This window comes from Halalkalibacter okhensis, from assembly GCF_000787375.1.
GTDB lineage: Bacteria > Bacillota > Bacilli > Bacillales > Bacillaceae_D > Halalkalibacter > Halalkalibacter okhensis.
The window spans coordinates 152456-173906 of record NZ_JRJU01000004.1 but is presented as its reverse complement, the minus strand read 5'-3'; the positions used below and the strand labels follow the sequence as shown (position 1 = coordinate 173906).

Below are 21451 nucleotides of genomic sequence, written 5' to 3'. Positions count from 1 at the left end.
TTGCCCATCAATGGTAAAGCTAAATCCTACATACTACGAATAAAAGAGAGTGATAATAGAAATGTTAGAAGTAACCATTATGTCAAAAATGGATTGCCCACTTTGTGACAAAGCAATCGACCTTATTAGACCATTAGCTGAAGAAGTTCCTTTTACCATGACAATTACTGATATTTACAAAGATGATGCGTTGCTTGAAAAATATCAAATTATGATTCCGGTCATTCTAGTCAATGGGGAAGAGGTTGATTTTGGTCAAATATCGAAAGAAAAGGTAAGAAAGCGTTTACTTGAAATAAATAGGCAAATATAACTTGTGAAAGGACCCTATCCTTGGTAATATGTAGTTGTGGATGAGGATTTTGGTCTTTTTTTTGCGAATAACGGGACTAAAAATGTCTATGCGGGACATAATGAGTCCAGTCCTGACTTAAAGGAGTTTGGCTCTATGAATTCATTATTAGACATACAAAAAAAATTATTACCCGATTTACTTGACGTCATGGTCAAGCGTTACCGAATCCTTCACTACATTAAGTTAATGCAACCGATTGGTCGAAGAAGCTTGTCGGCAAATTTACAGCTTTCCGAACGTGTGTTACGAGGCGAGGTTACTTTTTTAAAGGACCAAGGTCTTGTTCATTTTGCTACATCAGGTATGAGCATTACCGAAGAAGGCGAGAAGTTGTTTGAAAAGTTGGAAGAGATGATGAAGGAGCTCCTTGGACTGCGGGAATTAGAAGCAAAGTTAGAAAAGGAACTCGGTGTAGGGCAAGTCATAGTTGTTGCTGGAAATAGTGATAAGGATGAATGGGTTAAAAGAGAAATGGGGAGAGCTTGTATTAGTGAGCTCAAGGCAATCATTAAACCAAAAGACGTTGTTGCAGTGATGGGGGGTACAACCCTTGCAGCTGTTGCGGAAATGATGAAGCCTGATGCTAAAACAAGGGAAGTTGTGTTTGTTCCCGCACGTGGCGGACTTGGGGAGCAGGTTGAGAACCAAGCAAATACGATTAGTGCAGAGCTTGCAAGTCGAGCAGGGGCACAATATCGTTTGTTGCACGTCCCAGACCAAATTAGTGAAGAAGCTTACTCATCTCTTGTATTAGAACCTTCTGTTAAGGACATCCTAAGGCTGATTAAATCAGCTTGTACTGTCATTCATGGGATTGGAGATGCAAGCACGATGGCTCTCAGACGTGATTCAGTAAATTCGTTTATTGACAAGCTTAATCGGGAAGAGGCTGTAGCAGAGGCGTTTGGATACTATTTCAACCGTCGCGGCGAACCAATCCATAAGCAGCGAACGATTGGTTTACAGCTTGATGACCTTGGGGAGCATAAGTATGTGATTTCCGTTGCTGGGGGAGCTTCAAAGGGAGAAGCGATTGCTGCCTATATGAAGTATCAGCCAAGTGATGTGTTGATTACAGATGAAGCTGCCGCTGAAGCATTATTACAATTACGTAGATAAAAGGGCATTGCTCTTTTTGATAAATTCTTTATAAGTTACTAGGAGGAGATTGAACATGGCAACAAAGATTGGTATTAACGGTTTTGGACGTATTGGACGTAACGTATTTCGTGCAGCATTAAACAACCCTAACGTTGAGGTAGTAGCAATCAACGACTTAACAGATGCGAACATGCTAGCACACTTACTTAAATATGACACTGTACACGGGAACCTTAAAGAAGAGATCACAGTAAATGGCAACTCTTTAGTGGTTAACGGTAAAGAAATTAACATTTCTGCTGAGCGTGACCCAGCTAAACTTGAGTGGGCTAACCGTGGAGTAGAAGTTGTAGTAGAATCTACAGGTTTCTTCACAAAGCGTGAAGATGCTGCAAAACACATCGAAGCTGGTGCGAAGAAAGTAATCATCTCTGCTCCTGCATCTGATGAAGATATCACAATCGTAATGGGTGTTAACGAAGACAAGTACGATGCTGGCAGCCACCACGTTATCTCAAACGCATCTTGTACAACAAACTGTCTTGCACCATTTGCAAAAGTTCTTAACGACAAATTCGGAATCAAGCGCGGTATGATGACAACTGTTCACTCGTACACAAATGACCAACAAATCCTTGATCTTCCACATAAGGATTACCGTCGTGCGCGTGCAGCTGCTGAAAACATTATCCCAACATCTACAGGTGCTGCAAAAGCGGTTGCTCTTGTACTTCCTGAGCTTAAAGGTAAATTAAACGGTGGAGCAATGCGTGTACCAACTCCTAACGTTTCTTTAGTTGACTTAGTAGCTGAGTTAAACCAAGACGTTACAGCTGAAGATGTAAACAATGCACTTCGTGAAGCTGCTGAAGGTCCATTAAAAGGAATCCTTAACTACAGCGAAGAGCCACTAGTATCTAGTGACTACAATGGTAACCCACATTCTTCATCAATCGATGCTCTTTCAACAATGGTTATGGAAGGCAGCATGGTTAAAGTAATTTCTTGGTATGATAACGAGTCTGGTTACTCTCACCGTGTTGTAGATCTTGTTGATTACATCGCTAAGCAAGGACTATAATAAGTAACAGTTGGTGGAGGAGGATATGATAGAAGTTTCCTCCTCTTTCCGCTGTAAAAATTGCAATCCATACAGGAGGTCTAGCCAAAATGAACAAACAAACGATTCGTGATATCGACCTTAAAGGGAAAAAAGTATTTTGCCGTGTCGATTTCAACGTGCCAATGGGTGATGGTCAAGTTACGGATGAAACTCGTATTCGTGCAGCGATTCCAACGATTCAAGCATTAGTAGAACAAGGCGCTAAAGTCATTCTTGCTTCCCATCTTGGTCGTCCAAAAGGTGAAGTGGTAGAAGAATTACGTCTAACTCCAGTTGCCGCTCGTTTAAGCGAACTTCTTGGAAAAGACGTGAAGAAAGTGGATGAAGCACATGGTCCAAAAGCGGAAGAAGCTGCAAATGCTCTTTCTGAGGGGGATGTATTGTTGCTTGAAAACGTTCGCTTCTATTCTGGTGAAGAGAAAAACGACCCTGAATTAGCAAAAGCATTTGCTGCATTAGCAGATGTTTACGTTAACGATGCGTTTGGAGCAGCTCACCGTGCTCATGCGTCAACGGAAGGGATTGCTCATCACTTACCGGCTGTTGCAGGCCTTTTAATGGAAAAAGAGCTAGATGTTCTTGGGAAAGCATTATCAAATCCTGAACGTCCTTTTACAGCAATTATCGGTGGAGCAAAGGTTAAAGATAAAATCGGTGTTATTGATAATCTTTTAGATAAAGTAGACAACCTAATTATTGGCGGAGGACTTGCTTACACTTTTGTAAAAGCACTTGGCCATGAAGTTGGGAAATCATTACTTGAAGAAGATAAGATCGATCTTGCCAAATCATTTATGGAAAAAGCAAAAGCAAACAATGTGAACTTCTACATGCCATTAGATGTAACAGTTGCGGATGATTTTTCAAATGATGCGAATATCAAAGTGGTTAATATCGATGAAATTCCTTCTGATTGGGAAGCTCTAGATATTGGACCAAAGACGATTGATACATATCGTAAAGTCATTTCAGAATCAAAGCTTGTTATTTGGAACGGACCAATGGGTGTATTTGAACTAGAAGCATTCTCTAAAGGAACAAAAGGGGTCGGAGAAGCTCTTGCTGAAAGCACAGACACGTATTCTGTGATCGGTGGAGGAGACTCAGCAGCAGCTGTTGAGAAATTTGGTATTGCAGATAAAATGAGCCACATTTCAACAGGCGGCGGTGCATCTCTTGAATTCATGGAAGGGAAAGAGCTTCCAGGACTAGTGGCACTTAACGATAAAGCTTAATTGATTGAACAGTGGGGGTCAGACCCCGCTTTAATCCGATAAAGAGGTGAAATACTATGCGTAAGCCAATTATTGCAGGTAACTGGAAAATGAATAAAACGCTTGGGGAAGCGAAACAATTTGTTGAAGCGGTAAAAACGAGCGTTCCAGCTAACAGTGAAGTGGATGCTGTTGTTTGTTCACCGGCGTTATTTTTAGAAAGCTTAGTGAGTCAGACTGAAGGAACAGACCTTAAAGTCGGTGCTCAAAACGTTCACTTTGAAGAGAATGGTGCGTTTACAGGTGAAATCAGCCCTGTTGCTTTAGCGGACATGAAAGTAGAGTATGTGATCATCGGTCACTCTGAGCGTCGTGAAATGTTTGCTGAAACAGATGAGACTGTAAACAAAAAAGTTCATGCATCATTCAAGCACAACTTAGTACCAATCATGTGCTGCGGTGAAACAGATGCAGAACGTGAAGCTGGCAAAACAAACGAAGTAGTAAAAGTACAAGTGGAAGCTGGACTAGCTGGCTTAACAGCTGATCAAGTAAAAAACACGGTTATTGCTTATGAGCCAATTTGGGCAATCGGAACAGGCAAATCTTCTTCTGCTGCAGATGCAAATGAAGTTTGCTCATACATCCGTAAAGTCGTAGCGGAAAGCTTTTCACCAGAGGCTGCTGAGGCTGTACGTATTCAGTACGGAGGTAGTGTCAAGCCTGCGAACATTAAAGAGTACATGGCCGAGAACGATATTGACGGAGCGCTTGTAGGTGGAGCGAGTCTTGAAGCTGATTCATTCCTTGCACTTCTGGAGGAAGGTAAATAATGAGTAAGAAACCAGTAGCTCTCATCATCCTCGATGGATTTGCGATGAGAGATGAAGTAAAAGGGAATGCGGTAGCGCAAGCAAAGAAGCCTAACTTTGATCGTTACTGGAACCAATACCCACATGCGACTCTTGAAGCACAAGGGGAAGCTGTTGGTTTACCAGAAGGTCAAATGGGGAATTCGGAAGTAGGACATTTGAACATTGGTGCTGGACGTATTGTGTATCAAAGCTTAACACGCGTGAATTTATCGATTCGCGAAGGTGATTTCTTTGAAAATGAAACATTCCATGCAGCAATGAACCATGTGAAAGAAAAAAACAGTGCTTTACATGTGTATGGTCTTTTATCAGATGGTGGGATTCATAGTCACATTGAGCATTTGTATGCTCTTCTTGAACTGGCGAAGCGTGAAAACGTGGAAAAGGTTTACGTACATGGCTTCCTTGATGGACGTGACGTAGGGCCAACTTCAGCTGAAGTGTATGTTCGTGCGTTGCAAAGTAAGCTTGAGGATTTAGGTGTTGGGGAAATTGCTTCGATTCACGGCCGTTACTATGCGATGGATCGCGACCGTCGCTGGGAGCGTGTTGAGAAGTCTTACCGTGCAATGGTATATGGCGAAGGTCCTGCCTACACCAACCCAATAGATGTCGTTACAGACAACTATAAAAATGACATTTTTGATGAGTTTGTTATTCCTTCTGTTATTACAAAGGAAGACGGAACGCCAGTAGGAACAGTTGGAGATGATGATGCGGTTATCTTCTTTAACTTCCGTCCAGACCGTGCAATTCAAATGTCTCAAGTATTCACAAATGAAGATTTCCGTGGATTTGACCGTGGAGACATGCATCCAAGAAACCTTCATTATGTATGCTTAACGAAATTTAGCGAAACGGTTGATGGTTATGTCGCGTTCAAGCCGACAAACCTAGATAACACGCTCGGTGAAGTGCTGTCACAACAAAATTTCAAACAACTTCGCATTGCGGAAACGGAAAAGTATCCACATGTGACATTCTTCTTTAGTGGTGGACGTGAGGAGCCATTCCCTGGTGAGGAGCGCATTCTTATCGATTCACCAAAAGTAGCCACATACGACTTACAGCCTGAAATGAGTGCATACGAAGTGACGGACGCGTTACTTGCCGACATTGAAGCTGATAAGCATGATGCGATTATTTTAAACTTTGCTAACCCAGATATGGTTGGACACTCAGGTATGCTTGAGCCAACGATTAAAGCAGTAGAAGTGGTTGATGAGTGTTTAGGAAAAGTCGTTGATGCGATTAACGCTAAGGGTGGCGCAGCTATCATTACCGCTGATCACGGTAATGCAGATGAAGTGCTAACATTAGAAGATAAGCCAATGACAGCTCATACAACAAATAAAGTGCCAGTCATTGTTACTCAAAACGGAATTGAGTTGCAGCAAGACGGAAAACTCGCTGATTTAGCTCCGACTGTTTTAGCATTATTAGATGGAAAACAGCCAGAAGAGATGACGGGAGTTTCATTAATTAAGAAATAATTGATTTTCTAGGCAGGAATTGCTTAGTTTTAGTTGAATCATATTACGGTTAGTTGAATGAAATCACTATTTTTTACCGAAAATAAATTGAAAAATTTTAAGGAGTGACTTTCCAATGACAATGATTACAGATGTTTATGCTCGCGAAGTATTAGATTCTCGTGGTAATCCAACAGTTGAAGTAGAAGTATACCTTGAGTCAGGTGCAATGGGACGCGCGTTAGTACCAAGTGGTGCTTCTACTGGTGAATACGAAGCAGTTGAATTACGTGACGGTGGAGAGCGTTATATGGGTAAAGGAGTTCTTCAAGCTGTTGAAAACGTAAATGAAGTAATCGCTCCTGAGCTAATCGGTTTTGACGCTCTAGATCAACTTGGTATTGACCAATTAATGATCGAACTTGATGGAACAGACAACAAAGGCAAGCTTGGTGCAAACGCGATTCTAGGTGTTTCTATGGCTGTTGCTCATGCAGCTGCTGACGCTCTAGGTGTACCTTTATACGTATACCTTGGTGGATTCAATGCAAAACAACTTCCAGTACCAATGATGAACATCATCAACGGTGGGGAGCACGCAGATAATAACGTAGACATTCAAGAATTCATGGTTATGCCTGTAGGTGCTGAAAACTTCCACGAAGCTCTACGTATGGGTGCGGAAATTTTCCACAACTTGAAATCTGTTCTGAAATCTAAAGGCTACAACACAGCTGTAGGTGATGAAGGTGGATTTGCTCCAAACCTTTCTTCAAACGAAGAAGCTCTTTCTACAATCATCGAAGCAATCGAAAAAGCTGGTTTCAAACCAGGTGAAGAAGTTCAACTTGCAATGGACGTAGCAGCTTCTGAAATTTACAACAAAGAAGATGGCAAGTACCACTTAGCGGGTGAAGGTAAGAGTCTTACATCTGAAGAAATGGTTACTTTCTACGAAGATCTTTGCTCAAAATACCCAATCATCTCAATTGAAGATGGTTTAGACGAAAACGATTGGGAAGGTTTCAAACTTCTAACAGATCGTCTTGGTGGCAAAGTTCAGCTTGTTGGTGATGACTTGTTTGTTACAAACACAACGAAACTTGCTGAAGGTATTGAAAAAGGAATTGGTAACTCAATCCTAATCAAAGTGAACCAAATCGGTACATTAACTGAAACGTTTGAAGCAATCGAAATGGCTAAGCGTGCTGGTTACACAGCAGTTATCTCTCACCGTTCTGGTGAAACAGAAGATGCTACAATTGCTGACATCGCTGTTGCAACAAATGCTGGTCAAATTAAGACGGGTGCTCCTTCTCGTACAGACCGTGTGGCGAAGTACAACCAACTTCTTCGCATCGAAGACGAGCTTGCTAACGTAGCAACATACGGCGGCTTAAAAGCATTCTATAACTTGAAAAAATAAGCAATAAGTAAACCGTGCCTCTGATGTAGAGGCACGGTTTTTTGTGAAACAATACATTGGTTCCAATCACCGCTCCGGACATACACTTCGCTTTCCGAGGGCGGCTGGTGAGCTATCCTGAGGCCACTGAAAAAGTGCTCGTTTATTTAGGACTTGAAAAGGAGCTTTGATCTCGCTCCCGGGATGGGGGGCACGCTTTCCGCAGGCGGGCGTTGAACTAACCGGCTGCGCCGGTGGATTTCAACCTGCCCTTCCCTCCTGCAGGAGTCGGCCCCCCATCCCGTCCGCTTGTTGAGAGGAAGATAGAAATTCCCTCCTCTTCAACTATCAAAAGAAAATAGGAGAACTAGCGTGAAAAGTCTTTGAGAAATGAAACTCAAAGGCTTTTTGTCTACAGTCTGAAGTTTAATTTTCATCAAACATTCAACTGACATTATTTATTTTATTATTTAGGTATTACATAGATGTAGGTGAATCTAATGATATCAAATGAAGAAACAATAACAGGACTTTCGACATACATAAGAGTTTAAAGAAATGGCGGAGTCGCGTTTATAATATAGAAGCAAAAAAATAGTGAGTGTCTATGTGTATGTCCTACGCTAGTTAAGAGAATTCTCCTATTTTTAAAATTTATTGGTAAAGCTGTAATATCATTTACCCTCTAAGTGTAATGAAGCGTAAGCCACTCGACTCCTGCGGGAAATAGAGGTAGGGTCGAGACTCCACAGCCGAGGAGGCTCGACACCTCCTTGCGGGTGCGAGTAGGCTGGAGCGCAATGGAACGAGCCTCGGACAATAGGATATTACTTTAGTGACCCTCATCTGTTAAGAAGTAAAAAATCCTACTTTGAAAGAATAGAAGGAATGATACTCTTAACTAGCGAAGTGTCTGTCCGAAGCGATGATGTGGAGCGATGGTTTTTATTTGATTGTTAGGTCTCTCTCCTAAATTGTCCATTCATCATGAATAATGCCAACAAGGTACCATTTCTCATCTTGCTCCTCTAGCACGATACGTAGGCTTCTCCAGTCCATTCCGTCATACTCCTCTTCAAAGCCAGAAAAATAATAATCGACTACATCGGCATCCGGATAGATCTCATCACTATTATCAATCATCATTCCGTCGCCTAGCCGCTCATTTACAGCGGTTTCCTCTGCATTTGCATAATCATGGTCATAAACAAATCGATTGTAATAATCCCGGAATGTTTTTTCGATCGGTTCACCACTGCCGTCAAAGTAGCCCCAGTGGTACACGGTTTCATCTGTCCAAAATTCATCGAGTTGTTCGGTTGTTAAAACTTTATCTTCATCCACTTTGATATGTCCATATGGTGAGAAACGTACACCTTTTGTTGGATGAACGAAACCAGCTAATGCTTCCATATCTTGATCTCTTAATAAGGTAACAATATGGTCTGCTGTTTCTTCTAGTCCTAGCTCATTTGTAGAAGACACCTCCTCTTCTGGTGATTCATCATCCTCGGCTTGGCTACGATCTTCAGAAGATTCGATCGGTTCAGTAGGCTCTTCCTGAACGGGCTCTTGAACTTCTCTTTCTGTCTCAACACAACTAGCCAACAGGATAGCTGCAACGAAAATCAATAGGTATTTCATATGACCCCTCCTTGCATGTCACTCTTATTAAAACTTTACCTCCTTAGATCTTTTTTAAACGGCTGTTAGAGAAAGAGTCAGTTATGACCTGAAATAAATATTCTGTAAGATAACGTAACTGTTTTGTACACGAATGGTTCGTTTTATCTTACTCTTATCCTATACAAGTTAATACAAATTAGAAGAGACCCTGTCAAAAAACCTAACAAAAGGGAAGCGGCAGAAAAAATGAAAAAGGAGAAACCGCGGATGACAACAAAACTAATTGATTTATCACAAGAGATTTATCAAGGAATGCCATGTTTGTCCACTCAACAGCAAACAGTCATTTTTCAAAATATATCGCATGACATTACGAAACAGAAATTAGGGTTTGAATTTGCTACTAATAGTTTAATTATTAATGAACATGTACCTACACATAGTGATGCGATTTATGAATATGACCCGGATGGACCAACGATAGACGAGATGGATCTAGATTCTTTTTATGGCCCGGCAATTTGCCTAGATATCTCAAATGTCTCTCCAGATAACTTTATTATGAGGCGCGATCTTAAGGACGCGTTGAAAAGGTCAAATCAGACTATAGAGGAGGGAGATATTGTGCTTCTTTATACGGGGCATTATGAACGAACATATGGAAAAGAGGAATGGTTCAGTCGACATACGGGCTTGCATTATCAAGCAGCGAAGTGGTTAGCTCAATTAGGTGTAAAAAACATTGGAGTAGATGCTCCGTCTATTGATCAGTCCCATGATCCAAAATATTCTGGGCATCTCGTTTGCCGAGAGTACCAAATAACAAATACGGAAAACCTATGCAATTTAGGAGAGATTGTGAACAAAAGATTTCTATACATTGGTCTACCATTGAAAATTCGCAATGGTACAGGGTCACCAATTCGGGCAATTGCCTTACTAACGGAAGAATAAAAAATGGCTCTGCACATGTGCAGAGCCATATCCTCTAAAAAACCTTTCCCTCCCCCTACTAACTTTCACTTTTCTTGCTTTTATTTCGAAACCTTTGTTTGGATCAGTCGGTGGCAATGGTTCTTTTCGAATCATCTTCACAAAGGCAAAAATGATCATAAAAATAAGAATCGTAAAAGGAAGAGCGGCAATTAAAGGTGCCGTTTGTAGGGCATCTAAACCACCAGATATGAGTAATATTGCAGCAATCGCAGCCATTGATACTCCCCATGACTCTCTTTTGTGTCATTAATGACCAAATACACTCAATCCTGGTCTTCCCTTATTGAATGAATTATTCCGTTTTCTTCTTTCTAGGTGTGTTTATTCATGCCGGTATTGATTAGTTAATGTACATGTGAATTTTTATTACAAATATGGTGAGCGTAATCTCTCGCTCTTTCTAGAGGGCGGTTATGAAGAATGTTGTAAAACAAAATCATTTGCAAGTTTAGTTAAAGGTGACAAAAAGACAATATGTAAAAATGTCATTAAAAATAAAATTAGAAAAAACAATGACAGGTAATCTAACGAATTACAACAAAATTCCCAAGATTTAAATTACTCTTAGCGTATATTCGAATTATCTAAAAAACGGACTTGCTTTTGTGGAATGTAACCAGCGTAAACAGACAGGTCGCCGTAAGAAAAAGGAAATAAAAAGTAGGAGGAGTATATATGAAGTTAAGCAATATTAACGAGGTTTACATTAATATTCGGAACAGTTCAAGTATACCTAATACAAATAAAGGTGGTGCTACACATGTCTAGAGAAGCCGTCAATCGTTCTGGTCAAGTTGTTGTCAATCGTTCAGCCGTAGCCGCAGTAAAAAAGAGCAGTGAAATGATGAAAAAAGCATTGCCTCCTGTTGTGGCACTTATTTCCTTTATCGTTTTATGGCAAGTCGTCGTAACGTTACTAGGGACGCCGCACTATATTTTGCCGAAACCAACCGACATTTTTGATGCCGCTGTGAAAAATTGGAGCAATCTATCTGCTGCCTTAATGACTACGATCGTTAGTGCAGTTTCAGGATTTCTTTTAAGTGTAGTAGGTGGGATTGGCGTAGCTGTTTTGATGGCAAGTTCTAAGCTTGTTGAAAGAAGTTTCTATCCCTATGCGATCATCTTACAAACGATTCCAGTCGTAGCGATTGCGCCGATCATTGTCATATGGTTCGGTTCGGGCATGAACGCGATTGTGATCATTGCTTTCACGATTGGATTTTTCCCAATGTTATCAAATACGTTAATTGGTTTAAATGCAACAGACCATAATATGAAAAATTTGTTTTACCTCTATAATGCGTCCAAGTGGCAGGTTATGTGGAAACTCCGCTTTCCAGCAGCACTCCCGTATATTATTGCTGGAGCGAAAATCTCTTGTACATTAGCTGTTGTTGGTGCAATTGTTGGTGAGTATATTGCTGGTGTTGGTGGTGGAGCTGGTGGATTAGGGTATGCCATTACAGTTGCTGCATCAAGGCTACAAACGCCATATTTATTTGCATTAGGTTTATCAGCGGCCGTACTTGGAATTGCCTTCTTCTTAATGGTTAGTTACATCTCAAGGATGTTCTTAGCATCTTGGCATGAATCAGAAATGGAACAAGAGTAAGGAATTAATCTTGAATAGAAAGGGGTATGCGAAGTGAAAACAGCGGTAGTTGAGAAAAATGAAGTGGCAACATCCAGTCTACGTATTAACAATGTAAGCAAAATTTATAATGGATCGATTACAGCTTTGAGTGAAGTAAATCTGGATATTCCAGAGGGAGAGTTTGTTTCATTCGTTGGTCCCTCAGGGTGCGGAAAGTCAACTATTTTTAAAATAATTGCTGGCCTAAGTGAACCAACGTCTGGGCGGGTCGAAATGATTAATGCTTCTAATCAAGAAACGATGATTGATCGAAATGATGTGGGGTTCGTGTTTCAGCATGCGACATTATTACCGTGGAAGTCGGTACTCGACAATGTCACATTGCCATTGGAATTAAAAGGTGTATCAAAGCATGAGCGGCATGAGAGAGGGAAAGAAGTGCTTGAAATGGTTGGATTGGCAGGTTACGAAAAAGCTCTTCCAAGACAGCTTTCAGGCGGGATGCAGATGAGAGTTTCTATCGCGCGCTCCCTTATCGCCAAACCGAAGCTACTTTTAATGGATGAGCCTTTTGGTGCTTTGGATGAGATGACTAGGCAGAACTTGCACTACGAGTTATTAAAAATTTGGGAAAAAACAGGGATGACGGTTTTGTTTATTACTCACAATGTGTTTGAATCAGTATTCTTATCGACGAAGATTGCCGTCATGTCTACAAGACCTGGACGGATCACGAATGTATTTGATGTACCTGAGTATGAACGAGATGAGTCATTTAGAAGTACCCCAGAATTTAGCCATTTAGTTGGGGAAATCTCAAAAGGGTTAAAACATTAAATAAAAAGCTGTTGAGGCATCCTCAACAGCTTTTTTCTAATGAAACTAAAGATAGAATCAATAAAAATTATTCAAGACGTATGTAAGATTATATTCGTTTGAGAAGAGTGATTCAAACAGGATGAAACTAAGAAAGTCGATGTTGTCCTTTTTTAAGCTGATAATTTGACAGGAATACAAAGGAGGTGCACACCTTTTTGCTTAGTTACATAAAACAAAACAGCAACGAACCGACTTTTTAGCCAGAAGAAAAAAATTAAAAAAATCCGTTATATTATCTTACCTTTTTTAACAATTGCTTACTAATTTCTTTTATTCTTACTTTGTGTTCGAAATAACTGAAAATTCAATGAAATATTGTGAGAAGTAACTAGTAGTTAAAAAAGGAGGAAGCCGAACATGAAGGAAGCATTTCTTGAAAGGCTACTGGATGCCGTTGGTTCACAAACGGTCATTCAGGAAAAGGCGATGATGGAAAAACTGTCAAAGGACTATTTTTGGTATTCTCCTGTTTTAGAAATGGAGCTTACTAACAAGAAAGCAGACTATGTTGCGATACCTGATTCGCATGCCCAGTTAAGAATCATTTTGCAGCTAGCAGTTGATGAAAAAATACCAGTGACTTTACGTGGGGCTGGAACAGGGAATTATGGGCAGGCCGTTCCAATGAATGGAGGCATCGTTGTTGATTTAAGTAAGCTTAATCAAATTGTTAACATTGGTGATGGCTTTGTAACCGTTCAGTCTGGGATGAGAATAAGAGACTTAGAAAAGCAAATCCACAAGACGGACCAAGAGCTCACGATTTACCCTTCGACATTTGTAAAGGCAACGATTGGTGGGTTTATTGCAGGAGGCTCCGGTGGCATTGGCTCAGTAACTTGGGGGAATTTGTGGGATGGAAATGTCCTAGAAGCAAGGGTTCTAACCATGAACGAAACGATAACAGAACTTACGTTATCTGGTGATGAATTGCTCGATTACATCCATAGCTACGGAACAACAGGGATTATTACTGAAGTAACGATTCCGATTAAGCAAAAGAAAAATTGGGTTCAAGAGGTCGTTCGCTTTGAACATTTTCATGAAGCACTACAGTTTTCAAGGGGAATTGCGGAAGGGAACAGGTGGAGCAAACGCTTAGTGTCGGTAATGGAGGCCCCAATCCCAACGTTTTTTAGGCCATTAAAAAAGATCATCGAATCTGAAAAAGAGCATTGGGTGCTTGTAGAAATTGCAGAAGAAAATCATAGTCTCTTTAAAGAAGAAGCAATGAAATACAACGGGATAAGCAATTATACAGCTGAAGCAAATGCTTATAGAAAAGGAATAGGGATTTCAGACTTTACATGGAACCATACGACACTATGGGCGTTAAAAGACGATAAGAAATGGACGTACTTACAAAATTTCTTTCTAATCGATGAAGTCCAAAATCAAATCAATCTGATTAAAGAACGCTTTGGTGAAGAAGTACTCGTGCATATTGAGTGGTTAAGGGACAGGGGGAGATTAGTACCAGCTGGATTGCCTCTAGTAAAATTTACATCCAAAGAGCGTTTGTATGAAGTGATTGCGTACTTTAATGAAATTGGTGCTGCCGTAAATGATCCGCATACATATTTACTTGGCGCAGGTGGATGGGATTTGCAGCTTGAGTCCATATCGAAAAAGAAGAAGGAAAATGACCCTTACAACCTTTTAAACCAAGAAAAGATGCCATCACCGGACTTGGTTCAAGAATTGATTTAGTTCTTTTGTTTACTAACAAGCTATGAAACTAGCAGCACGCACATTTTAATATAAAAATGGGGGTTACCAGGATGAAGAAAAAAATGAAGAAATTTTTGTATTTTGCTAGTGCCTCTGTCCTTCTGACATTAGCGGCTTGTGGAAGTGAAACAGTTGAAGAAGCGACTGTTGATGAGGCGGATCAATCAGATACATCAGCAGAAGTGGTTGAGGAAGTGGATCAAGAGTTAATTGAAATGAAACAAATCACAAGTTGGTTTCCACAAGTAGAAAATGCAGGTCAATACTATGCCGCGATGGAAGGGTTTTATGAAGAGGCGGGCATTGATATGACGACCGAGCCAGGAGGTCCTCAAGTTTCTTCTATCTACATTGTCTCATCAGGAAGTGCTCAAATTGGAATGGCACAAGCCGATCAAGTCCTTTATGCCATAAATGAAGGCATTCCGTTAGTCGTCTTCTTTGCCAATTTCCAAAAAACACCTCAAGGTATTATGTTTCATGCTGATCAACCGATTGAAAATTATAATGATCTAGCTGATGGATATGAAATATATACGGCAGCAGGAGCGGGTTATTGGGAATATTTAGTTAGTCAGTTTGACATTGAGGCTGATCAAAACCGAGTCTATACAGGTGACAGTTCGGCCTTTGTTTCTAATGAAAAAGCTGCGTCGCAAATGTATGTGACTTCTGAACCGTTTTATCTTGCTCAAGAGGGTGTTGAAACCAATCACTTGTTAATTGCCGACTCAGGGTATTCTCCTTATGGTGATGTATTGTTTACGACGAAAGAATACATGGAAGAAAATCCTGAAGCAATCCAAGCATACGTTGATGCAATTACAAGAGGCTGGGCCGCATTTAAGGAAGACCCTGAAAAAGTGTATGACTATATTATTGAATTAGAACCTGAAAAGACGGTAGAGCAAATGGAGTATGCTACAGAACAAATGCAAGATCTTGTTTACGGTGACGATGCGAGCGAACACGGTGTTGGTTACATGAGTGAAGAGCGCTGGGAGGAACTAATCGGACAATTAATCGAGTTAGGTTTACTAGATTCTGAAATCACAGCTGCTGATGTATTTACGACAGAATTTCTCAACTGATAACTAGGAGGCGTTCTTAATTGAATCGGTATAAAAGCAAAGCATGGCAGGAATTATTCCTGCCTCGTTTATCAAAAAGAGAAATAGGAGAGTTAGAAAAAGAAAATGGTCTCATTGTTTTGCCAATTGGCGCGGTTGAACAGCATGGTCCGCACCTTCCTGTTTATACCGATACGTTAATTGCAGAAGGTATTTTAGCGGCTTCGTTTAATCAACTTGCCATAGAGAATAACGTTTGGATGCTCCCGCCGCTTGCATATGGAAAAAGTACGGAGCATCTTGGACATCCAGGTACGATTACGTTATCAGCTACGACACTTCAGCAAGTCATTATAGATATAGGGAAAAGTGTTCAGGTAAGTGGATTTCGTCGAATTGTCTTATTTAACACCCATGGAGGCAATATCGATTTATTGAATATGATAGCTCGTGAATTACGGATTGAAACAGGCATGATGGTATTTCGGATGAATGCAATGGATTTTAAATCACAGCTTACTGAGCTTTTCTCCGAGAAAGAATTAACAGATGGAATCCACGGTGGTGATGTGGAAACTTCGTTAGTATTAGCTTTAGAAAAAGACTGGGTTGACATGGATTATGCACCGACTGAGTTCTACAATTCAGATGTACTTGATATAAAAGGGGGACCTTTTGCAGCTTGGGTAATTGATGACCTTTCCGAAACAGGCATCTCTGGTGATGCTAAAGCAGCGACAGTAGAGAAGGGAGAAGAAATTCTTATTAAATTAAGTAAAAAAATAGCGGAAACATTAACAGAACTAAGCTGTTTCGAAATGGAACAGTTTCAGAAGAAGACTGTAGTGAAATAGGAAAAGATGATTCAAAAAAGCGAAGGTATGTTTGAAAAGAGAAATCCAAGAGGGCACTGAAAAGGAACCACAACCTTTCTCAGTGTCTTCGCAGTTTTCGTTTTATAACTTCTAGAAGGAGGGGGATGTATGGCAAGCATGGATTGGTTAGAAGAAATGCATGCAGAGTTTGAAGACGAGATCATTCATACTAAGTCGACATATGTAAAAAAGATGTCCCAAGATTATTATTGGTATTCGCCTGTTTTAAAGAAATTGTTAGATCATCATAGCGGAGATTGTGTGATCGCACCTAGGGATGAGGAAGAGCTCATTTCTGTGCTTTCATTTGCTTATAAACGCAAAGTGCCGATTGTGTCAAGAGGTGGAGGAACTGGGAATTATGGACAGATCGTTCCCTTGTATGGAGGCATTGTCCTTGATACCAGTAAACTCAATAAAGTGTTAGAGATGAAAGAAGAGCAAGCGACTTTTCAAGCTGGTTGTAAGCTTGGGGTAATTGAAAAGACTCTACGTAAACATGGACAAGAGTTACGCTTTTATCCGAGTACATTCATGAAGTCGACATTAGCAGGCTTTATTGCGGGAGGAACAGGGGGCATTGGCTCTATACAATATGGGACACTTTGGGATGAAGGCAATGTATTGCAATTATCGGTAGTCACGATGGAAGAGAAGCCGCGAAAGATCAACGTTACAAAAAAAGAAGAGTTAACTAAATATATTCATAGCTACGGTATTTCAGGGATTATAACGGAAGCGACAATTGCAACGGCGAAGAAAACGGATTGGCATGACATGATTGTTTACTTTGATGATTTACAAAGTGCGCTCCTTTTTTCAGAAGAAGTATCACGCAAGCCCCATATAAAAAAGCGCCTTGTTTCGGTTTGTGAAGCACCACTCTCTAGTGTGTTTAAGCCTCTTCGGACATATAGAAGTGAAACAAAGGCGACCGTGTTGCTTCAAGTCGATCCAGATCAAACACAGGAAGTTATGAATCTCATTTTGGAGCATGGAGGAGAAACAACGGATACATTTGCTCAATATGTGAAGAATCATAACCTTCGAGTTAGTGATTTTAGCTGGAATCATGTCACGCTTTGGTGGTTGAAGCAAAATGAAGCGGATACGTATTTGCAAGGCCGATTTGATCCTCATATATATTTAGACCAAGTAAGACAGCTTAAAGCATGTTTTCAAGATGAAGTGTTGATTCACTTTGAATGGATTAAAGCAAGAGGGAAGTTGGTACCGAGTTCTCAACCTGTCATTCGTTATACAACAGACGAACGATTACAGCAGATCATTGATGCTTTTGAGAAATTAGGAATAAAAGTGAGCAATCCGCATACGTACTTACTTGAAGAAGGCGGCAAAGACGATTGGATTGACGATATTTGTATAGCTAAGAAGCAAAATGATCCATGCTCGTTGTTGAATCCTGGAAAAACAAAATATATCGCAGAAGGAATACACGAAATGGCTGGTGAAGAGCATGTATGATCTTGTTGTAAAAAATGTAAAAATCGACAAGAAGGGGACCGTGGATATTGGCATAAAAGAAGGGGTTATTAAGAGGATTGGTAAGGTTAACGAGCCTGGTTCCCGTGAGATAGAAGGGATGAATTTATTGGCTTTACCGCCCTATGTTGAATCACATTTGCACTTAGACACAGCGTTAACAAATGGTAGACCGTACCGTAATCAATCAGGAGAGCTTTTTGAAGGGATACAAGTTTGGAATCAATATCGTGAGCAATATTTAACCCACGAAGATGTCATAAAACGAGCGCTAGAAGTGATAGAGATCATGTCTAGCCAGGGTGTACTTTATATGAGGAGTATGGTCGACATTTCTGACCCATCTTTTACAGCTTTAAAAGCGTTACTTGAAGTGAAAGAAAAAGTCGCATCATTTATAGACCTGCAATTAATCGCATTCCCTCAAAACGGGCTTGTTTCTTCAACGGAGGGGGAGCAGCAACTAAAAAGAGCAATTGAACTTGGGGTCGATGGTATTAGTGCGGTTCCTCATTTAGAGGCAACACGTGAAAAGGGCTTCAAATCATTAGAACTTTGCTTTCAATTAGCTTTGCAATATGACCAATTTGTTCATATTTTTTGTGATGAAATTGACGATAGTCAATCTCGATTTCTAGAAGTCGTTACTTCTCTTGCAATGGAATCAAGTTTAAATGAAAGAGTTTCAGTAAGTCATGTCAATGCAATGGCTTATTATGAAGAAGCATACGTCCGAAAAATCATTGGTCAGATTAAAGCGTCCAATATAAACGTCGTGACTGCTCCTTTAATTAATTGTGCTATGCAAGGTAGGTTTGACTCTTGGCCAAAAGGAAGAGGGATCACAAGAGTGAAAGAATTACATGAATCAGGTGTCAATGTTGCTGTCGCTCATGACGACTTTTTAAGTCCTTTTTATCCACTAGGGACGGGATCTCTTCTTGCGGCAGGTCATATGCTTGTGCACCTAGCTCATATGACAGGAGCAGAGGATTTTGATGCTGTCATTAAGATGTTGACGAGCAATGCTGCTAAAGTGTTGGGGGTAAATCAATACGGAATCGCTGAGGGAAATGAAGCCAACTTCATTTTGATACGAGCAAAAAATGCCCAGGACCTAATAAGAAGACAACCGGTAGCTGAATTTGTTTTCTCAAAAGGAAGGATTATTGCTGAAACTCCGCCACAAAAGACGAAGTGGAGTGCAATGGATTTGGTTGATGGGATGCCAGTACAAAATAAGTAAAGGAGGAGTACGATGAAACTACTTAACGTAAATATACCGACTCTTCAAGCTGAACGCAATTTTGATCTCACCATAAAAAACGGGCGGTTAGATGCGATCACAGTTCATGATGAGTATATGAAAGCAGATCGTCCCTTTTCGTATTCGTTTTCTGATCATGAACGAGGAGAGGAACTCGTTTGGGATGCGGAGGGGAGAATCCTTTTACAAGGAATGGTTGATGCACATATGCATTTGGATAAGTCTCATTCGCTACTTGTTGCTAAAAATCAAAGTGGAACGTTATTTGAAGCAATTCATAGCTATACAAAAGCGTCTGAAACATTCACCGATGAAAACGTATTGGGGAGAATGAGGAAAACAGCTTTAACGGCGTTAGCTCATGGAACTAGTACGATTCGTACTCATATTGACTTTAATACGAGAGTGAGTGAGGAAACGACCTTTCGTGGTGTTAGAATGGCTTTGCAATTAAAACAAGAATTAGCTCCATATATGAACATTCAAGTGTATCCGATGTTGCCTTACTATCCTTATGAGGACAGTGACCGCAAAAAGATCGAGAGAATGTTAGCTTTAGGCATCGATGGAGTTGGCGGAGCTCCGCATATAAGCGAACGGCCTCTTGAATGTATTGACGAGATTTTTGCTTATGCCAAACAATTTGATCTTCCTATTGATTTACATACAGATGAAAGTGATGATCCTACCGTTGATACGGTTTTATATATCGCTGATAAAACGATGGAATTCGGGTATGAAGGAAGGGTGGTTGTTGATCACCTTTGTTCGTTAGCAGCAATGGATCATGATAAGGCTGCAGCGGTTATCCAAAAAATGAAAGAGGCAGAATTAGGTGCGATTACTCTTCCAGCAGCGAATTTATATTTACAAGGAAGACAAGATCGCGGAATCGTGAGACGTGGGGTTACTCGAGTAAGTGAGTTGATTGATGGTGGAGTAAAGGTGGCTACTGCATCAGATAATGTGTGCGATCCCTTTCATCCTTTTGGAAGAGGGGATTTACTTCAAATTGCGCAATTAACTGGATACACGGCACATATGGGCGGAAGACAAGATATGATTACTTTATTAAAGATGATTACAGAAGTACCAGCGAAATTAATTGGAAGTCAGTTGTGTGGAATAAAAGTGGGAGAGTTAGCGGACTTTGTTTTGGTTGATTCAAAAAGCGTTGAAGAGCTATTTGCCGACCTTCCGCAAACAAGAGCTGTGTACCGTTCAGGAAAATGGCTTGCGATGACGAATACAACGAGTCAATTTGAATTAACCCCAACTATAAAATTGTAAGAGAGGGAATATGTATGACAAAGGTATTAGTCATCTATTATAGTGCGTTTGGACATATCTCCACCTTAAGTGAGGCGATCGTTAATGGCGTAGAGCAGGTGGATGGGGTAAAAGCAAAACGTGTTCGGATACCAGAATTTAAGGATGAGAGTATTTGTGTCGTTAATCAAAGAACCAATCAAAAGGAGGAGGGACTAGGACAGCACTTTAAATTAACAAAGCGAGTCGAAGATTATGAACGTGTGCAGCAGGAGCAAAGTAACATTCCTGTTGCGACGATGAATGATTTAAAAGAAGCTGATGGAATTATTTGGGGGTTTCCAACTTATTTAGGGTCGATGCCAGCTCAAGTAAAGTCATTTCTTGATCAAGCCGGCCAATTTTGTACAACTGGAGAATTAGAAGGAAAGCCGACTGCATTATTTACAAGTGCGGGATCAATTCATGGAGGTCACGAAGCAACATTGCTCAATTCCATTGTGCCTCTTTTGCATCTTGGACTCATATTTATTGGCCTACCATACACACAAAACCCTGAGTATTTGACTGATAAAGCGGTTGGATGTTCCCCGTACGGTGTATCTACCCTTGCAGGGCCAGATGGATCACGCACTCCATGCAAAGACGAATTAACGATGGCGGGCCGCTTAGGCGAACGTGTCGCAAGAGTAGCAAAAGCATTTACGGTAGCGAAGCCATTTGAATAGTGAAGACGGATTTATTGTTGTGATGTCTAGCATTTTTATGGTACATTAGTATAAGCGCAAACTGTGCTTGGAGGTGTAGACATCGTGCAAATGTTAGCAACAGTTTTACTCGTTATCGTATCAATTAGCTTGATTGCAGTCGTTTTATTACAATCTGGAAGAAGTGCAGGACTTTCAGGAGCGATTTCTGGTGGAGCGGAACAGCTTGTTGGAAAGCAGAAAGCTCGTGGGATTGATGCGGTACTAATTAAAGCAACTGTCGTTTTATCTGTGTTATTCTTTGTTCTAACCGTTACGGTTGCATATTTCTTGTAATGTTCAAGCAGTAGGTGCGATGCCTGCTGCTTCTTTGTTATAGTCTTGTT

19 protein-coding genes and 1 pseudogene are annotated in these 21451 nt (G+C 40.6%); 18 read left to right on the top strand and 2 right to left on the bottom strand.

The annotated features are described in order from the left end of the window. Positions 1 to 79 precede the first annotated feature (79 nt). The 7 genes from LQ50_RS05180 to eno all read left to right on the top strand — a co-directional run bounded on the left by LQ50_RS05180 (position 80) and on the right by eno (position 7566). The gene (locus tag LQ50_RS05180; protein WP_237563651.1) at positions 80 to 313 is read left to right on the top strand and encodes a glutaredoxin family protein; all 234 of its coding nucleotides are present in this window, start codon (positions 80 to 82) and stop codon (positions 311 to 313) included. Positions 314 to 448: 135 nt separating this feature from the next. Further along, on the top strand, positions 449 to 1474 hold the full coding sequence (locus LQ50_RS05175; protein ID WP_034626774.1) for a sugar-binding transcriptional regulator: 1026 nt from the start codon (positions 449 to 451) through the stop codon (positions 1472 to 1474). A gap of 55 nt (positions 1475 to 1529) precedes the next feature. Further along, a complete protein-coding gene (gap, locus tag LQ50_RS05170) occupies positions 1530 to 2537 on the top strand; it encodes a type I glyceraldehyde-3-phosphate dehydrogenase (RefSeq protein WP_034626772.1) in 1008 nt (335 codons plus the stop codon). A gap of 89 nt (positions 2538 to 2626) precedes the next feature. Continuing rightward, positions 2627 to 3814, top strand: coding sequence for a phosphoglycerate kinase (locus LQ50_RS05165; protein ID WP_034626770.1), 1188 nt, complete (start codon positions 2627 to 2629; stop codon positions 3812 to 3814). A 56-nt stretch (positions 3815 to 3870) separates the two neighbouring features. After that, positions 3871 to 4626 carry a triose-phosphate isomerase gene (gene tpiA, locus LQ50_RS05160; protein WP_034626769.1) on the top strand — a complete coding sequence of 252 codons (756 nt, stop codon included), beginning with the start codon at positions 3871 to 3873 and terminating at the stop codon, positions 4624 to 4626. Next, entirely contained in the window at positions 4626 to 6161 is a 1536-nt protein-coding gene (gpmI, locus tag LQ50_RS05155) for a 2,3-bisphosphoglycerate-independent phosphoglycerate mutase (protein WP_034626767.1), read from the top strand. The genes tpiA and gpmI overlap by 1 nt, the downstream gene beginning before the upstream one ends. Before the next feature lie 115 nt (positions 6162 to 6276). Further along, the gene (gene eno / locus LQ50_RS05150; protein WP_034626765.1) at positions 6277 to 7566 is read left to right on the top strand and encodes a phosphopyruvate hydratase; all 1290 of its coding nucleotides are present in this window, start codon (positions 6277 to 6279) and stop codon (positions 7564 to 7566) included. A gap of 948 nt (positions 7567 to 8514) precedes the next feature. Here eno and LQ50_RS05145 read toward each other — a convergent pair. Beyond that, positions 8515 to 9189 carry a hypothetical protein gene (locus tag LQ50_RS05145; RefSeq protein ID WP_052144599.1) on the bottom strand — a complete coding sequence of 225 codons (675 nt, stop codon included), beginning with the start codon at positions 9187 to 9189 and terminating at the stop codon, positions 8515 to 8517. Between the two features lie 249 nt (positions 9190 to 9438). On the opposite strand from LQ50_RS05145, the gene LQ50_RS05140 reads away from it, so the two are divergent. Beyond that, positions 9439 to 10125, top strand: a complete 687-nt coding sequence (locus LQ50_RS05140; RefSeq protein WP_034626763.1) for a cyclase family protein — start codon at positions 9439 to 9441, stop codon at positions 10123 to 10125. On the opposite strand, the pseudogene LQ50_RS05135 reads toward LQ50_RS05140, so the two are convergent. Further along, positions 10111 to 10392 (bottom strand): annotated as a pseudogene (locus tag LQ50_RS05135) (BCCT family transporter); the annotation flags it as partial. The gene LQ50_RS05140 and the pseudogene LQ50_RS05135 sit on opposite strands and share 15 nt — an antisense overlap. 535 nt (positions 10393 to 10927) lie before the next feature. Here LQ50_RS05135 and LQ50_RS05130 point away from each other — a divergent pair. From LQ50_RS05130 to secG, 10 genes are all read left to right on the top strand, one after another. After that, a complete protein-coding gene (locus LQ50_RS05130; protein ID WP_034626759.1) occupies positions 10928 to 11782 on the top strand; it encodes an ABC transporter permease in 855 nt (284 codons plus the stop codon). Positions 11783 to 11815: 33 nt separating this feature from the next. After that, positions 11816 to 12601, top strand: a complete 786-nt coding sequence (locus LQ50_RS05125; RefSeq protein WP_034626757.1) for an ABC transporter ATP-binding protein — start codon at positions 11816 to 11818, stop codon at positions 12599 to 12601. Between the two features lie 399 nt (positions 12602 to 13000). After that, a complete protein-coding gene (locus tag LQ50_RS05120; protein ID WP_034626756.1) occupies positions 13001 to 14353 on the top strand; it encodes an FAD-binding oxidoreductase in 1353 nt (450 codons plus the stop codon). A gap of 71 nt (positions 14354 to 14424) precedes the next feature. Continuing rightward, the gene (locus tag LQ50_RS05115; protein ID WP_052144598.1) at positions 14425 to 15465 is read left to right on the top strand and encodes an ABC transporter substrate-binding protein; all 1041 of its coding nucleotides are present in this window, start codon (positions 14425 to 14427) and stop codon (positions 15463 to 15465) included. Between the two features lie 20 nt (positions 15466 to 15485). Further along, entirely contained in the window at positions 15486 to 16298 is an 813-nt protein-coding gene (locus LQ50_RS05110) for a creatininase family protein (protein ID WP_034626754.1), read from the top strand. A gap of 129 nt (positions 16299 to 16427) precedes the next feature. After that, entirely contained in the window at positions 16428 to 17804 is a 1377-nt protein-coding gene (locus tag LQ50_RS05105) for an FAD-binding oxidoreductase (RefSeq protein ID WP_034626752.1), read from the top strand. Then, the gene (locus LQ50_RS05100; protein ID WP_034626750.1) at positions 17797 to 19068 is read left to right on the top strand and encodes an amidohydrolase family protein; all 1272 of its coding nucleotides are present in this window, start codon (positions 17797 to 17799) and stop codon (positions 19066 to 19068) included. The genes LQ50_RS05105 and LQ50_RS05100 overlap by 8 nt, the downstream gene beginning before the upstream one ends. Before the next feature lie 12 nt (positions 19069 to 19080). Beyond that, positions 19081 to 20379 (top strand): amidohydrolase family protein, encoded by a 1299-nt coding sequence (locus LQ50_RS05095; RefSeq protein WP_034626748.1) that lies wholly within the window; start codon positions 19081 to 19083, stop codon positions 20377 to 20379. Positions 20380 to 20393: 14 nt separating this feature from the next. Further along, positions 20394 to 21086: an NAD(P)H:quinone oxidoreductase gene (gene wrbA / locus LQ50_RS05090; protein ID WP_034626746.1), complete on the top strand. Its 693-nt coding sequence runs from the start codon at positions 20394 to 20396 to the stop codon at positions 21084 to 21086. Positions 21087 to 21176: 90 nt separating this feature from the next. Next, positions 21177 to 21401, top strand: coding sequence for a preprotein translocase subunit SecG (secG, locus tag LQ50_RS05085; RefSeq protein ID WP_161784658.1), 225 nt, complete (start codon positions 21177 to 21179; stop codon positions 21399 to 21401). Positions 21402 to 21451 lie beyond the last annotated feature (50 nt).